Genomic DNA, 15,807 nt, shown 5'->3' with positions numbered 1-15,807 from the left:
TCCGGTCAGTGTCAGGATCATCCACTCCGTCACCGGGGACACCCAGCGTGCTGCGGGCCATGAACGACCGGGCCGCGCTGGACCTGCTCATAGCCCACGGGCCGCTCACGCGCACCAGGATCGGTGAGCTGACCGGCCTCTCCAAGCCCACCGCGTCCCAGCTGCTGACCCGGCTGGAGAGCGCGGGCCTCGTCCGTACGACCGGCAGCCAGAGCGGCCGGCCGGGACCCAACGCCGTCCTGTACGAGATCGACCCGCGCGCCGGCCACGTGGCCGCGCTCTCCGCGGGACCCACCGGCATCGACGCGGTGGTCGCCGACATCACCGGCGCGGTCGTGGGCAGCTGCCGGGTCGAGGCGGAACCCGCCACGAAGGACGTGGGCCACCGCACCGCCCAGCTGGTCGCCGAGGCCGTGGACGGCGCGCTGCGCGCGGCCGGGCTCGGCCACGACGACCTGCGCTGCACGGTGATCGGCACCCCGGGGGCCATCGACCCGCACACCGGCCAGCTGCGGTACGCGCCGCACCTGCCGGGCTGGCACTCCCGTACGCTCCAGGCCGATCTCGCGGAAGTACTGGGCACCCCGGTCTTCATCGAGAACGACGTCAACCTCGCGGCGATCGCCGAGCAGTACGAGGGCGCGGCCCAGGACCACGACGACTTCGTGCTCGCCTACCTCGACGAAGGGGTCGGCGCCGCGATCGTGCTGGGCGGCACCCTGCTCAGGGGCGCCACCGGCGGCGCCGGGGAGATCGGCTACATGCCGCTGCCCGGCGCGCCTCTCGCCCGGGGCGGGGTCCGCGACTGGGCCGGCGACGACGCCGGCGGCGGTTTCCAGAGCCAGGTCTCCAGCCCCGCCGTACGCAAACTCGCCGGCGGGGTGCCGCTGGCCGAGGCCCTCGCCGACGAGGGCGTACGGGACCAGGTGGCGGCCATGCTGGCCACCGGCCTCGCGGCCGTGGTCGCGGTGGTCGATCCCGAGCTGGTCGTGCTCTCCGGCGCGGTCGCGGAGGCCGGCGGGGAGGCGCTGCGGGAGCGGGTCGAGACCGAGCTGACCGGGCTCATCCTGCCCAGACCCCTGCTGCGGATCAGCGACCTCGACGGCGACCCGATCCTGACCGGGGCGCTGCGGTCGGCCCTGACCCAGGCGCGCGACACCGTCTTCGACACCACCTGACACCGCGCCCCCGCGGACCGGCGCCTCGCGCGCCGCGTCCTCCCGTACCCCCATATCCCACACCACTCTTGTCCCGCACCCGTACCCGCACCGGTGTGCATCCCCCGCCTTCCCGCGACGCCCCCGCGTCCCCAGAACCCACCCGCCGCCGTTTTCCCGTACCCCTCCCCCGTAAAGGAAGTCCGCCATGGCGCGATGGCGTATACGCACCTGCGTGTCCGCGGCGCTCGCCGCATCGGCGCTGCTGTTGTCCGGCTGCGCGAATCCGAGCACCGGGAGCGACACCGACGACCCGACCAAACCGGTCACGCTGAAGTTCTGGCACGGCTGGTCGGCGCCCGGCGAGGTGAAGGCGATCAACGCGAACATCGCCCGCTTCGAGAAGCTCCACCCGAACATCAAGGTCGTCTCCACCGGCAACGTCGGCGACGAGACGATCAACCAGGCGCTGCGCGCCGGCGGCAGCAAGGCTCCCGACGTGGTGACGTCGTTCACCACCAACAACGTCGGCCAGTACTGCTCGTCCGACATGTGGGTGGACCTCGACCCCTTCTTCAAGAAGAGCGGGATCGACAAGGCGAAGATCTTCCCGAAGACGCTGCTGGACTACACCCAGTACCAGGGCGTCCAGTGCGCGGTGCCGCTGCTCGCGGACGCGTTCGGCATGTACTACAACAAGGACGCGTTCAAGGCCGCCGGGATCGCCTCGCCGCCCCGGACGATGTCCGAGCTGAAGGCCGACGCGGTCAAGCTGACCGAGAAGAACAAGGACGGCTCGATCAAGCGCGCCGGCTTCATGCCGAACTACCAGCTCTACCAGAACGCGCCGGACCGGATGTTCGCGCAGTGGGGCCCCAAGTACTTCGACAGCAAGGGCAAGGCTCAGCTCGCCGACGAGCCGAAGACCGCGGACTTCTTCACGACGATGAAGTCCATCGCGGACGCGCAGGGCGGGTACGCGGCCATGGAGCGGCTGCGCCAGACCTTCGGCGACGAGTACTCCAACGGCAACGCCTTCCTGAACGGCAAGCTCGCCATGCACCTGGACGGTGAGTGGCGCGGGCTGATGCTGGACGACGAGAAGGCGAAGTTCGACTGGGGCGTGGCGCCGCTGCCCGTACCGGACGACCAGGCGGACACGTACGGGCGCGGCTACCTGACCGGCACCGTCGCCGGGATCGCGCACAGCAGCATGCACCAGAACGCCGCGTGGGAGCTGGTGAAGTTCCTGACGGTCGACACCGACTCGGTGGTCAGCTTCGCCAACGCGATCCACAACGTGCCGTCCACGAACGAGGCCCTCAAGTCCCCGAAGCTGGACCAGGACCCGGCGTTCCAGGAATTCCTCAAGATCGCCCAGAACCCGTACAGCCAGGCGGTCCCGCCGTCCAACAACGGCGGTCAGTACATCAACTCGTTCGGTGACTTCTCGCAGTCCGTCGAGTCGGGCAGGACACCGCTCAAAGACCTGCCCGGCGCTCTGAAGGAACTCGACGACCAGATCGACGCCGACAACGTCCAGTCGGAAAACTGAGGAGCCGGGTCATGGCACTGTCACTCACCACCTCGGCGAAAGCCGCCAGGTCCGGGGCGGCCGGGGCACCGCGCAACACCCCGCTGCGCCGCAAGCAGAACCGCGACCGGATGCGCGTCCTGGGCTTCCTGTCCCCGTGGCTGATCGGTTTCTCGGTCTTCTTCGCCTATCCGCTGATCGCCACCGTCTACTTCTCGTTCATGCACTACAACCAGATCAAGTCCCCGGACTTCGTGGGGCTGCGGAACTGGAAGTACGTGTTCCAGCAGATGCCGCTCTTCGGTCCCGCGCTGTGGAACACGATGTGGCTGGTTGTCGTGATGGTCGCCCTGCGGGTGGCCTTCGGCCTGGGTATCGGCCTGCTGGTGACGAAGATCAAGACGGGCGTCGGCCTGTTCCGTACGGCCTTCTACATCCCGTACCTGGCACCGCCGGTCGCCGCGACCGTGGCCTTCGTCTTCCTGCTGAACCCGTCCACGGGCCCGGTCAACGAGATGCTGGGCTGGATCGGCCTGCACGGCCCGAACTGGTTCAACGACCCCAGCTGGTCGAAGCCGTCGCTGGTGCTGCTCTCCGTGTGGGGCATCGGCGATCTGATGGTCATCTTCATGGCCTCGCTGCTGGACGTGCCCAAGGAGCAGTACGAGGCCGCCGATCTCGACGGCGCGGGAGCCTGGTCGAAGTTCCGTTACGTCACCTGGCCGGCGATCACCCCGATCGTGCTGTTCGCCGTGGTCACCGGGGTCGTACAGACGATGCAGTACTACACGCAGGCCCTGGTCGCCGGGAAGCTCGCGTCGGGTGTCTCCATCGGGCCCGGCACGGTGATCCAGCCCGGCTACCCCGACCACTCGACCCTGACCGTCCCGCAGCTCGTCTACTCGCTGGGCTTCCAGAACTTCAACACCGGCGCGGCATGTGTGCTCTCACTCGTGCTCTTCGCCATCGCCATGGCCGTCACCCTGCTGCTGATGCGCAAGAGCGTCGGCCTCATCCCGGCGGAGGACTGAGATGACCACCACGACCCTGACCGCGCCACCCGCCGCCGCCGGGCGGACCCGCGACCGCGGACCCGACGCCGCCCGGCACCGCCGCAAGCGGATCCTGAACTGGATAGCGGTCCACTCCGTCGCGCTCGCGCTGGCGCTCTTCTTCATCCTGCCGTTCGTGTTCGTCTTCCTCACCTCGGTGATGAGCGACGGGCAGGCGCTGAGCGGCGACCTGTGGCCGACCTCGTGGCACTGGTCGAACTACTCGACGGTGTTCCACACGCCGGGCTTCCTGACCTGGTGGCGCAACTCGCTGGTGTACGCCGTGCTGGGCACCGTCTTCACGGTCTGTTCGTCGGTCCCGGTCGCGTACGCCCTCGCCAAGTTCCGCTTCCGGGGCCGCCGTACGGCCATGATCCTCGTCATCTCCACGATGATGCTGCCGCCGCAGGTCATCATCATCCCGATGTACCTGGTGTGGGCGCAGCAGTTCCACCTGTCGGGCTCGCTGTGGCCGCTCATCATCCCGATGGCGTTCGGCGACGCGTACTCGATCTTCCTGCTGCGGCAGTTCCTGCTCACCATCCCGCAGGAGTACATCGAGTCGGCGAAGGTCGACGGTTGCGGCGAACTGCGCACGCTGCTGAAGATCGTCGTACCGATGGCCAAGCCCGGCATCGCGGCCGTCGCCCTCTTCCAGTTCTTCTACTGCTGGAACGACTACTTCGGCCCGCAGATCTACGCCGCGCAGAACCCGGGTGCCTGGACACTGAGTTACGGGCTGGAATCCTTCAAGAGCGCGCACTCGGTCAACTGGAACCTGACCATGGCGGCAACCCTGCTGGTGATGGCCCCGGTCATCATCGTGTTCTTCTTCGCACAAAAGGCCTTCGTTGAAGGCGTCACGCTCACCGGAGTAAAGGGCTGAGAACCATGAAGCTCGCAGTGGTAGGCGGAGGATCGACCTACACACCCGAACTCATCGACGGATTCGCACGGCTGAGGGACACCCTGCCGATCGAGGAACTCGTACTGATCGACCCGTCGGCCGACCGGCTCGAACTGGTCGGGGGCCTGGCCCGGCGCATCTTCGCCAAGCTCGGCCACCCGGGGCGCATCACCACCACGTCCGACCTGGACGCCGGGGTGGAGGGCGCCGACGCCGTACTGCTCCAGCTGCGGGTCGGCGGACAGGCCGCGCGCAACCAGGACGAGACGTGGCCGCTGGAGTGCGGCTGCGTCGGACAGGAGACGACGGGCGCCGGGGGGCTCGCCAAGGCGCTGCGCACGGTGCCGGTGGTGCTCGACATCGCCGAGCGGGTGCGCCGTACCAACCCCGACGCGTGGATCATCGACTTCACCAACCCGGTGGGGATCGTGACCCGCGCGCTGCTGGAGGCCGGGCACAAGGCCGTCGGGCTGTGCAACGTGGCCATCGGCTTCCAGCGCAAGTTCGCCGCGCTGCTGGACGTCGCGCCGTCCGAGGTCTACCTGGACCACGTGGGGCTCAACCACCTCACGTGGGAGCTGGGGGTGCGCCTGGGCGGGCCCGAGGGCGAGAACCTGCTGCCCAAGCTGCTGTCCGAGCACGCGACGGCGGTGGCGGAGGACCTGCACATGCCGCGCGAGATCGTCGAGCGGCTCGGCGTCGTCCCCTCGTACTACCTGCGGTACTACTACCAGCACGACGCCGTCGTACGGGAGTTGCGGACGAAGCCGTCGCGCGCCTCCGAGGTGGCGGCGATGGAGAAGCAGCTGCTGGAGATGTACGGCGACCCGTCCCTGGACGAGAAGCCGGAGCTGCTCGCCAAGCGCGGCGGCGCCTTCTACTCGGAGGCCGCGGTGGACCTGGCGGCGTCGCTGCTGCGGGGCGGCGGCAGTCCGGTGCAGGTGGTGAACACGTACAACAACGGCACGCTGCCGTTCCTGCCCGACAACGCGGTCATCGAGGTCCAGGCGAAGGTCGGCACGTCCGGCGCGGTGCCGCTCGCGGTGCCGAAGCTGGACCCGCTGTACTCGGGGCTGATCGCGAACGTCACGGCGTACGAGGATCTCGCGCTCCAGGCGGCGCTGCACGGGGGGCGCGAGCGCGTCTTCAAGGCGCTGCTGTCGCATCCGCTGATCGGGCAGTACGAGTACGCCGAGGCGCTCACCGACCAGCTGATCGCGCACAACCGGGAGCACCTCGCGTGGGCATGAGCACGGGTACGGGCACGGCCGGCCCGGCGGCGGGGCGCGGCAGCGTCCTCGCCGTCGACGCCGGGAACAGCAAGACCGATGTGGCCGTGATCGGCGCCGACGGTTCGGTGCTGGGCACGGCCCGCGGGGGCGGCTTCCAGCCGCCGGTCGTCGGGATCGAGGCGGCGATCGACATCCTGGCGGTGGCGATCGCCGAGGCCGCGGCGGCGGCGGGGCTGCCGGGGCTGGACTTCGCCGACCATGTGTCGGCGTGTCTGGCCAACGCCGACCTGCCCGTGGAGGAGCGGGAGTTGGCGGAGGCCGTGCAGGCGCGGGGGTGGGGGCGTACGACCGACGTGCGCAACGACACCTTCGCGATACTGCGGGCCGGACTGCCGAGCGGCGCCGCGCCACGGGGCGTGGCCGTCGTGTGCGGCGCGGGCATCAACTGCGTCGGCATGCTGCCGGACGGGCGTACGGCGCGGTTCCCCGCGCTCGGGCGCATCTCCGGTGACTGGGGCGGCGGTTCGGGGCTCGCGGAGGAGGCGCTGTACTACGGCGCCAGGGCCGAGGACGGCCGGGGCGAGCCGACGGAGCTGGTACGGACCCTGCCGGGGCACTTCGGGCTGGCGACGATGTACGACCTGATCGAGGCGCTGCACCGGGGGCACATCCCCTACGCGCGGCGGCACGAGCTGGCGCCGGTGCTGTTCGCGACGAGCGCGGCGGGCGACCCGGTCGCCCGGTCGCTCGTGGACCGGCTGGCGGAGGAGGTCGTGGCGCTGTCGACGGTCGCGCTCGGCAAGCTCGATCTGCTGGGCGAGGAGGCGCCGGTGCTCCTCGGCGGCAGTGTGCTGGCGGCGCGTCATCCGCAGCTGGACGACGGGATCGCGGAGCGGCTCGCGGCGAAGGCGCCGAAGGCGTATGTGGAGGTGGTCACGGCGCCGCCGGTGCTGGGGGCCGCTCTGCTGGGTCTCGACCACGTGGGGGCGAGCGCGGAGGCGCATGTGCGGCTGGGTGAGCACTTCGTGTGAGGTGTGGTGCCGGGCAGGTGCCGCCGCCGGGGATCCTCCCGGCGGCGGCACCGTCGTTTTTACGGCCCTGATTCACGGCCCTGATTCACGGGCCTGATTCACGGGCCTGATTCACGGCCCTGATTCACGGCCCTGGAGCCCGCGCCCTTCGGGCACTTGGCGGATGATCGCCACGAACACCCACGAACGCCCCGGAACGGGAACCGATCAAGCGTGCGCGGCGTATTCATGGTGGGAAGCCGGACAGGCGCGGGCACTCACCGGCCCGACGCGATCCGTACAAGATCGCGTCAAGGCTGCTGCCAATGTCCGTCCCTGCGGCCATACTGCTGGTCGGGAGGGGTTCCCGGGCTCGCAAGGGGGTGAGCCACCGCCGTCCAACTGACCCAGGGGGAGGTCACGTGACATACCCAGCGTCTCCGTCGCCCGCACCGCACGGCGCGTGGGCCGAGACCGTGGAGCGCCTGCGCGCTTCCGCGACGACGGAGCCCGGGCGGCTGCGGATCATCGGGGCCGCGCTGGCCCTGCTGGTCGTGGCCTTCGGCGCGGTGACGGCCTGGGAGGTCTCCGACCGCTTCGCCGCCGCCGACGACGTGGTGACCCGCAGTCAGCCGCTGAGCGCGGACGCGGCGAACATATACCGCTCGCTGGCCGACGCGGACACGGCCGCGGCGACGGGCTTCCTGGCGGGCGCGCAGGAGCGGCCCGAGGACCTGGCGCGGTATCAGAAGGACATAGAGACGGCGTCCCGGCTGCTGGTCAAGGCCGCGGCCAACACCGGCGGTTCCGGCGGCGGCGACTCGGCCCGCCAGATAGCGACGCTCAACGAGGCCCTCCCCCGGTACACCGGTCTGATAGAGCGCGCCCGGGCGAACAACCGCCAGGGGCTGCCGCTGGGCGGCGCCTATCTGCGGTACGCGAACCAGCAGATGACGAGTGAGCTGCTGCCGGCGGCCGAGAAGCTGTACGCGGAGGAGACGGCCAGGCTCGACCGGGACAACAACGACGCGCGGGTGTGGCCGTTCGTCTCCCTCGCGCTGGGCGTGCTGGCCTTCGCGGTGCTGTTCTGGGCGCAGCGGCGCAACTATCGGCGTACGAACCGGCTGTTCAACCACGGCCTGCTCGCGGCGACCGCCGCGTCCACCGTCATCCTGCTCTGGCTGGCCGTGGGACACACGGTCGCGCGGACCGAGCTGAACAACGCGCAGGTGCACGGGCAGGAGTCGCTCGCGGTCCTGAACGACGCGCGGATCAACTCGCTCAAGGCCCGGGCGAACGAGAACCTCACGCTGGTGGCGCGGGGCGCGGTCCTCACGGCGGACGGCGACGACAAGTACGAGACGGACTACACCTCGGGCATGGCGAGGCTCACCACCGCGCTCGACCGGGCGAAGGGCCTGGCCGACGACAGCTCGGGCGTCAAGCCGGTGGCCGACGCCATCGCCTCCGCCGACGAGTGGCGGCAGCGCCACAGGTCGGCCAGTGCCACGGACAAGGCCGGTGACTACGAACTCGCGCTGGCGATGGTGATCGGTGCCGAGGGATCCACCGGTGAGTGCTTCGACCAGGTGGACGCGGCCCTGGAGAAGGCGATCGCGCACGAACAGGTGGAGTTCGGCGCCTCCGCCGCGGACGGCAGGAGCGCGCTGACGGGACTGGCCGTCGGGGCCGGGGTCCTGGCACTGCTCGGCGCGGTGGGCGCGATCCTGGGCATAGGCCGCAGGCTTTCGGAGTACCGGTGAGAGGCGGAGGGATGACTTCCATGGACAGGCTCCGCCGGTCCGGCGGGCTTCGCGAGGCCCGCGGGCTCCGTCGCTGGGGCAGGCTCCGTGGCTGGGGCGGCGTCACCGCCATGGCCACGGCCTGTGTGCTGACCGCGTCGCTCACCCTGCTGCCGCTCGCCCACAGCACGTCGGAGAAGGGACCGGACCAGGCGGCCCAGCGCGTGGTCACCGGCGTGTCCGCCGCCGCGGAGGACTGCTCGGAGCCGGAAGCCAGCCTGCCGCCCTCCAGCGCCGACGGACCGACGATCGAGCGGATCAAGGCCCGGAAGAAACTGGTCGTGGGCGTCGACCAGAACAGCTACCGCTGGGGGTACCGCGACCCGGAGTCGAACAAGATCCAGGGCTTCGACATCGATCTCGCGCGGGCGATCGCCAACGACATCCTGGGCAGCCCCGACGCGATCATCTTCCTCGCGATCCCCACCAACCAGCGGGTGCCTGCGTTGGAGAAGGGCACGGTGGATCTGGTCGTCAGGACGATGACGATCAACTGCAACCGGATCAAGCAGGTCGCCTTCTCCACCGCCTACTTCCAGGCGGGCCAGCAGGTGCTCGCCCCCAAGGGCTCGACGATCACCGGGCGCGACAAGTCACTGGCCGGGAAGCGAGTCTGCACGGCGGAGGGCTCGACGGCGTACGAAGCGCTGAAGGCGGAGTCCTTCGGCGCGATCTACCAGGACAAGAACGACGGAAAGCCGGGTGACGAGGACCTGTTGACGGTCCCCAACCAGCTCGACTGCCTGGTCCGGCTCCAGCTGGGCGAGGTCGACGCGGTGGTGACGGACAACGCGCTCGCCGCCGGCCAGGCCGCGCAGGACCCGACGGTCGAGCTGACGGGCAAGCCGTTCACCACGGAGTACTACGGCGTCGCGGCCAAGCTCGGGAACGACGACCTGGTCCGCCGGGTGAACGAGGTGCTGGTGGGGTATCGCGCCGGTGGGGAGAACAGCCCCTGGATGACCTCGTACCGGAAGTGGCTGGCGGCGGGGCTGCCGGGGATCACCGCGCCGCCCGCGGCCAAGTACAGGAACGGGTAGCGGGGCCGCGCGGGCGGCCCCGGGATGTGCGGTGTTCCGACACGGAGTTCGGCAGGACACGAGCGAGCGGAGAGGTGATCGATGGGCGGCGCGGACTCCATCCCCGACTCCAGGGGAGTGCCACCGGGACCGGTGATGGACCGGGACGAGGCCGACCGTGCGCTGGCGCGCCTGGAGGCCGAGCACGAAGCCATCGAGACCTCCCTCCTCGCCCTCCAGGACCACGCGGGCCGCAGGCTCCTCGAAGGGGCCGCGCTCACCGGCGTCACGAAGGACCGCTGGGCCGCGACCGAGCAGTCGATCACCCTGCTCTGGACGTACTTCGACGCCTACAGCGCGGCCCTGAGCGGTGCCCGTGACGCCCGCGCCCGGCGGCGCTGGCCGAACCGCGACGATCTGGTGGAGCTGACCGAGACACTGCGCGGCAGCAGCGTCACGCTCTCGGGGCCGGCCGCCCTCGCCGGGCCGGCGGAACACCAGCCGCCGTCGTCCATCACCGGCCCCGCCAAGCTCTCCGAGCGCTTCACGCTCGCGGAGCTGGTCACCCGGATGAACGAGCTGTACGCGCGCTCGCTCGACATGGTCGTGGCCGCCGACTCGGTGTGGTCCGCGCTGCCCGCCCGGATCGACCTGCTCTCCGCCGAGCTGCGGCGCACGCTGTCGCTCGCGCACTCGGTGGGCGTACGGCCGGGGGAACACCCCGCCGGGGATGACCTGGAGTCGATCACGCACGAACTGACCGCCCTGCGCGCCCAGGTGGTGTCCGACCCGCTGGGCTTCTGGCGGCCCGCGTCCGGAAGTTCGGCCCCCGGCGGAGGCCGGCCCGACACCGAGCGGTACGACCGGGCGGCCCGCGCGCTGGAGGACGTACGGCGGGAGATCGAGGCGGTCCTGGCGGTGCGCCAGGACTCGGAGGAGCGGCTGATGCGGCTGCGTGACGTCGTGTCGCGCGCGGACCGCACGCTGACCGAGGCCCGCGCCGCGCGTGGCGAGGTGCTCGCGAAGATCGCCGCGTCGGAGGTGCCCGCGGTCAGCGGCCCGCCGACCGTCCTCCACGAACGGCTGTCGACCGCCGCCGAGTACCGCAGGCACGCCCAGTGGCACCGGCTCTCCCCCCTGCTGGAGTCGCTGGAGCGCGAGGCCGAGGACGAACTGCTGCGGGCCCGCGAGTCGTTGACCGCCGTCACGCAGCCGCTCGCGGTCCGGGCGGAGCTGCGCGGGCGGCTCGACGCGTACAAGGCCAAGGTCGCCCGGCACGGCATGGCGGAGGACCCGCTGCTGATCGAGCGGTACGACGCGGCCCGCCGGATGCTGTGGAGCGCGCCCTGCGACCTGCGGGTCGCCGAGCAGGCCGTCCTGCGCTACCAGCAGGCGGCGGCGGACCTCCTGGTCCCGCGCGCCCCGGGCCCGGCGGACAGCGGGGGGCGGCCGTGAGCCGCACCAGGAGGACAATGAAGACAGCAGCGGGGCCGGCGCGACCGGGCGATCCGCAGACAGACCCGGCGACAGATCCGGCGACAGACCCGGCGACAGGGACACGGACAGGAGGGGACCGATGAGCGGGACGGGCACATGCCAGCGCCCCGGGTGCGAGGGCTCGTACGAGGACATGGGCGGCGGTGAGCTGTACTGCGACACCTGCGGTCTCGCCCCGGTGGTGGGCGCGCGCGGCGAGCTGTCCTCGCCGGCCACGGGCGTCACGGGCGGCGGCCGGGTCAGCGGGCGCTCCGTGCGCGGCAGTTCGTCCTCGCGCGCCTCCTCCCGGGCCTCCTCGCGCTCCGCCACCTCCCGCCGCTCGGTGTCCGGCCGGCTCTCCCTGGCGCAGTCGGGCACGGCGACGACCGGCCGGTCGGTGTCGGTCCGCAGCTCCGGTGTGTCCTCCTCGGCCTCGGGGCGCGGCAGGCTGGGCGCCGGGCTGGTCTCCGTACCGGACGTCCCGCGTCCCGACCCGCAGGCCGCGGTGATGGAGAACGCGGAGGTGCCGGAGCGCAAGCGGTTCTGCTCGCGTTCCGACTGCGGCGCGCCGGTGGGGCGTTCGCGCGGTGACCGGCCGGGCCGTACGGAAGGGTTCTGCACCAAGTGCGGCCACCCGTACTCGTTCGTGCCGAAGCTGACCCGGGGCGATGTGGTGCACGGGCAGTACGAGGTCAAGGGCTGCCTGGCGCACGGCGGTCTGGGGTGGGTCTACCTGGCGATCGACCGCGCCGTCTCGGACCGCTGGGTGGTCCTCAAGGGCCTGCTGGACACGGGCGACCAAGACGCGATGGAGGCGGCGATCTCCGAGCGGCGCTTCCTCGCCGAGATCGAGCACTCCAACATCGTCCGCATCTACAACTTCGTGGAGCACCTCGACCAGCGGACCGGCTCCATGGACGGCTACATCGTCATGGAGTACGTGGGCGGGAAATCGCTCAAGGAGATCGCCAACGAGCGGCGCACGGGCACCGGCCAGCGTGATCCGCTGCCGGTGGAGCAGGCGTGCGCGTACGGCATCGAGGCGCTGGAGGCGCTCGGCCACCTGCACAGCCGGAACCTGCTGTACTGCGACTTCAAGGTCGACAACGCGATCCAGACCGAGAACCAGCTCAAGCTCATCGACATGGGCGCGGTCCGCCGGGTGGACGACGACGAGTCGGCGATCTACGGCACCGTCGGGTACCAGGCGCCGGAGGTGGCGGAGACGGGCCCGTCGGTCGCCTCGGACCTGTACACGGTGGCGCGCACGCTCGCGGTGCTGACCTTCGACTTCCACGGCTACACCAACGTGTTCGTGGACTCCCTGCCGGACCCGGGCACCATCGAGGTCTTCCGTACGTACGAGTCCTTCTACCGCCTGCTGGTCCGGGCGACGGACCCGGACCCGGCGCGCCGGTTCTCCTCGGCGCTGGAGATGGCGGAGCAGCTGACGGGGGTGCTGCGGGAGGTCGTGGCGCTCCAGACGGGGCGCCCGCGCCCGGCGCTGTCGACGCTGTTCGGCACGGAGGTACGGGTCACGGACACGGAGCTGTTCGCCCAGCCGGCGGAGGACGTGTCCCGCCTGGGCGGCCGTGCCGCGGCGACCGGGGGCCGGGCGGCGCGCCGGAAGGGCCGCCGTACGGAGCCCTTGCCGGACAGGGAAGCACCGGCCGCGCTTTCCGGCGCCCCGGGCCCCACGGCCCAGATCCCGGCCCAGATCCCGGACCGGGTCCGGTCCCCCGCGTACGCCTCGGCCCAGGCCCCCGCCCCGGGCCAACTCCCGGCGTACGGCCCGGGCCAGGGCCACGGCTCGGCCCTGCCGATCCCGGGCCAGGGCCAGGGCGAGGCCCCGGCACCCCTGCCGCTCGGGGCCCAGGCCCCGGCCTACGGCCCGGGTCCGGTTTCCGCACCGCCCGCGGGACAGGCCTACGCCGCGTACGGCCCTGGCGCCGGTCAGGGACAGGGCGCGGTGGTGGCCGCGCACGTGAACGGGGGCCCCGCGCGGGGACCGCGCCTCGCCGTCATGGACGCGACCGCGACCGCGCTCGCGCTGCCCGTCCCCCGGGTCGACCCGAACGACCCGAACGCGGGGTTCCTGGCGAGCCTGATGGCCGCCGCCCCCGCCGAACTCATTTCCGCGCTGGCGTCGGCCCCGGCCGACACCGTGGAGCGGCGGCTGCGCGAGCTGCGGGCCCGGCTGGAGATGAACGACCTGGTCCCCGCCGGTGAGGCGCTGCGCGCGCTGGAGGCGGAGCACCCCGACGACTGGCGGATCGTCTGGTATCGCGGCCTGTTCGCCCTGGCCACCGGTGACCACGAGAGCGCGGCGCTGTCGTACGACGCCATCTACGACGCGTTCCCCGGCGAGCCCGCGCCCAAGCTGGCGCTGGGGGTCTGCGCCGAGGTGCTCGGCCAGCTCGACAACGCCGCCGAGTACTACCGCCTGGTCTGGACGACCGACCCGAGCTATGTCAGCGCCGCGTTCGGCCTGGCCAGGGTGCAGTTGGCCGCCGGTGACCGGGCCTCGGCCGTACGGACCCTGGAGTCCGTCCCCGAGGCGTCGATCCACTACACGGCGGCGCGCGTCGCGGCCGTACGGGCCCGGCTGCGCGAGCGTGACGTGGCCGTACCGGACCGGGGACCCACCTCGGGCGCGGGCGCGGAACCGGCCCTGATCGACGATCTGTCGGCGGCGGCACGGCAGGTTTCGGCGCTCCAGCAGTTCGACCTGGACGCGGTGCGGCGTGAACAGTTGTCGACGGAGGTACTGGGCACGGCTCTGGACTGGGTACTCTCCGGTAGTCCCGGGGGCCGCCCCGGCCCGGCCGTGCTGCTCGGCAGCGCGCTGGACGAGCGCGGCCTGCGTTTCGGGCTGGAACGCTCGTACCGGGTACTCGCCCGGCTCGCTCAGCGCGGCGAGGAGAGGATCGAACTGGTGGAGCGGGCCAACCGTTTCCGCCCCCGGACGTGGGTGTGAGTGATGGCGCAGATGCACCGGTCGACCGATGGCCCGACCTGCCCCGGCTGCGGGGATCCGCTGGAGCCCGGCGACCTGTTCTGCGGGGCGTGCGGGTACGACCTGTCGGCCGTGGCCACGGGCACGGGCGGCGGTGACCGCCCGACGGTCGCCCTGAACGGCGGCCCGGTCGGCGCCGGCCCCGGGGGCGGCACACCTGTCGGCAGCGGTCCCGTCGGGAGCGCACCTGCCGGTGGTGGTCCCGCGGGCGCCGTCGCGTGGCCGCCGGCCGCCGAGACGGACAGCTCGAACGTACCCGCCCCCGTCCACGTGCCCAGCGAGCTGCCGGGCCTGGACTCGACGGGCACACCCCTGTCGGTCCACCCGCCCGCGCCTCCGGCCGGACCCCGGCAGCCGGGACCCTCCGTGGCCGCCCACCCCCCCGTACCACCGCGGCCGGCCCAACAGCCCGCCGCCGCCCACCCGCCCGTACCACCGACACCGCCCGCCGCGCCCGCGAGCGCGCAGGCCCCGCCCCCGCACGGAAGCGGTGCGCCGCTGTCACCCCCGGCCGCCGGCACGGCCCCGCACGCGGGCGACTTCGAGCTGCCCGCGCCCCACCCGCCCGTACGGTCCGACGCGCCGGGCGCGGGCGCCCCGGCCGGGAGCCCCGCCGGGGACCCCCGTACCGCGTCCCCCGCGCCCGGCGCGAAGCTCTGCGTCGCCTGCCGCGCCGGCCGCGTGGACCTTGACGGCTACTGCGAGAACTGCGGCCACGCCCAGCCGCGCGAACGCGACCACATGGAGCAGGAGTTGGGGACGGTGGCGGCGGTCAGCGACCGGGGCCTGCGCCACCACCGCAACGAGGACGCGTTCGCCGTGTCCGCGGCGGCCCTGCCCGACGCCTCCCCCGCCGTCGTGGCCATCGTCTGCGACGGCGTGTCCTCCGCGACCCGCCCCGACGAGGCCTCGGCCGCCGCCGCGGCCTGCGCCAACGAGTCGCTGCTGGCCGCCCTGCCGCGCGGCACCCACCCGCAGCAGGCGATGCACGAAGCGATCGTCGCCGCCGCCGAGGCGGTCAACTCGCTGGCCCCGGAGCCCGGCCGGGCGTCGGAGCACGAGCCGCACCGCCATCAGAACGCCCCCGCGTGCACCATCGTCGGCGCCGTCGTCGCGAGCGGACTGCTGGTCGTCGGCTGGATCGGCGACAGCAGGGCGTACTGGGTCCCCGACGACCGCAGCGGCCCCCCGGCCCGCCTCACCGAGGACGACTCGTGGGCCGCGCAGATGGTCGCGGCGGGCCTGATGAACGAGGCGGAGGCGTACGCGGACGAGCGCGCCCACGCCATCACGGGATGGCTCGGCGCCGACGCGTACGAACTGGAACCGCACACCGCGTCGTTCAAACCGGACCGCCCCGGCGTCGTGGTGGTCTGCACGGACGGGCTGTGGAACTACGCCGAGGGCGCCGACGACATGGCCAGGGTCCTGCCCGCCGACGCGGCGGTCCGGCCGCTGCACGCCGCACGGGTCCTGGTCGGGCACGCGCTCGACGGAGGGGGCCACGACAACGTAACGGTGGCCCTGGTGCCGTTCGCCGTACCGAGGCAAGGGGCAGGATCCGCGTACGAAAAGGCCCCCGTCCTCCCCTGATCCCCCTTC

Annotated in this window: 11 protein-coding genes; all 11 read left to right on the top strand. The window is 72.1% G+C overall.

All coding sequences use genetic code 11. The features are described 5' to 3' along the window. Nucleotides 1-59 precede the first annotated feature (59 nt). The 11 genes from ACIO1C_RS07445 (at nt 60) to ACIO1C_RS07395 (ending at nt 15,798) form a co-directional block, all read left to right on the top strand. Nucleotides 60-1,178: an ROK family protein gene (locus tag ACIO1C_RS07445; RefSeq protein WP_401859973.1), complete on the top strand. Its 1,119-nt coding sequence runs from the start codon at nt 60-62 to the stop codon at nt 1,176-1,178. 187 nt (nt 1,179-1,365) lie between these two features. Next, entirely contained in the window at nt 1,366-2,712 is a 1,347-nt protein-coding gene (locus ACIO1C_RS07440; protein ID WP_401859574.1) for an ABC transporter substrate-binding protein, read from the top strand. Nucleotides 2,713-2,723: 11 nt separating this feature from the next. Next, the gene (locus ACIO1C_RS07435) at nt 2,724-3,722 is read left to right on the top strand and encodes a carbohydrate ABC transporter permease (protein WP_401859572.1); all 999 of its coding nucleotides are present in this window, start codon (nt 2,724-2,726) and stop codon (nt 3,720-3,722) included. Between the two features lies 1 nt (nt 3,723). Beyond that, nucleotides 3,724-4,629: a carbohydrate ABC transporter permease gene (locus ACIO1C_RS07430; protein ID WP_401859570.1), complete on the top strand. Its 906-nt coding sequence runs from the start codon at nt 3,724-3,726 to the stop codon at nt 4,627-4,629. Between the two features lie 5 nt (nt 4,630-4,634). Then, a complete protein-coding gene (locus ACIO1C_RS07425; protein WP_401859569.1) occupies nt 4,635-5,900 on the top strand; it encodes a 6-phospho-beta-glucosidase in 1,266 nt (421 codons plus the stop codon). Further along, complete coding sequence (locus tag ACIO1C_RS07420) at nt 5,897-6,913, top strand: N-acetylglucosamine kinase (protein ID WP_401859567.1); 1,017 nt, start codon at nt 5,897-5,899, stop codon at nt 6,911-6,913. Before ACIO1C_RS07425 ends, ACIO1C_RS07420 begins: the two co-directional genes overlap by 4 nt. A 305-nt stretch (nt 6,914-7,218) precedes the next feature. Beyond that, a complete protein-coding gene (locus ACIO1C_RS07415; RefSeq protein ID WP_401859565.1) occupies nt 7,219-8,655 on the top strand; it encodes a hypothetical protein in 1,437 nt (478 codons plus the stop codon). 20 nt (nt 8,656-8,675) lie between these two features. Beyond that, nucleotides 8,676-9,734, top strand: coding sequence for a glutamate ABC transporter substrate-binding protein (locus ACIO1C_RS07410; protein ID WP_401859564.1), 1,059 nt, complete (start codon nt 8,676-8,678; stop codon nt 9,732-9,734). Nucleotides 9,735-9,815: 81 nt separating this feature from the next. Continuing rightward, nucleotides 9,816-11,168, top strand: a complete 1,353-nt coding sequence (locus ACIO1C_RS07405; protein ID WP_401859562.1) for a hypothetical protein — start codon at nt 9,816-9,818, stop codon at nt 11,166-11,168. Between the two features lie 121 nt (nt 11,169-11,289). Further along, the gene (locus ACIO1C_RS07400) at nt 11,290-14,166 is read left to right on the top strand and encodes a tetratricopeptide repeat protein (RefSeq protein ID WP_401859560.1); all 2,877 of its coding nucleotides are present in this window, start codon (nt 11,290-11,292) and stop codon (nt 14,164-14,166) included. Between the two features lie 3 nt (nt 14,167-14,169). Then, nucleotides 14,170-15,798 (top strand): protein phosphatase 2C domain-containing protein, encoded by a 1,629-nt coding sequence (locus ACIO1C_RS07395; protein WP_401859558.1) that lies wholly within the window; start codon nt 14,170-14,172, stop codon nt 15,796-15,798. The last annotated feature ends 9 nt before the right edge of the window (nt 15,799-15,807 follow it).

The organism is Streptomyces sp. NPDC087420 (assembly GCF_044744165.1).
GTDB lineage: Bacteria > Actinomycetota > Actinomycetes > Streptomycetales > Streptomycetaceae > Streptomyces.
The sequence above is the reverse complement of the archived record's forward strand: the minus strand, read 5'-3'. Positions and strand labels throughout refer to the sequence as shown.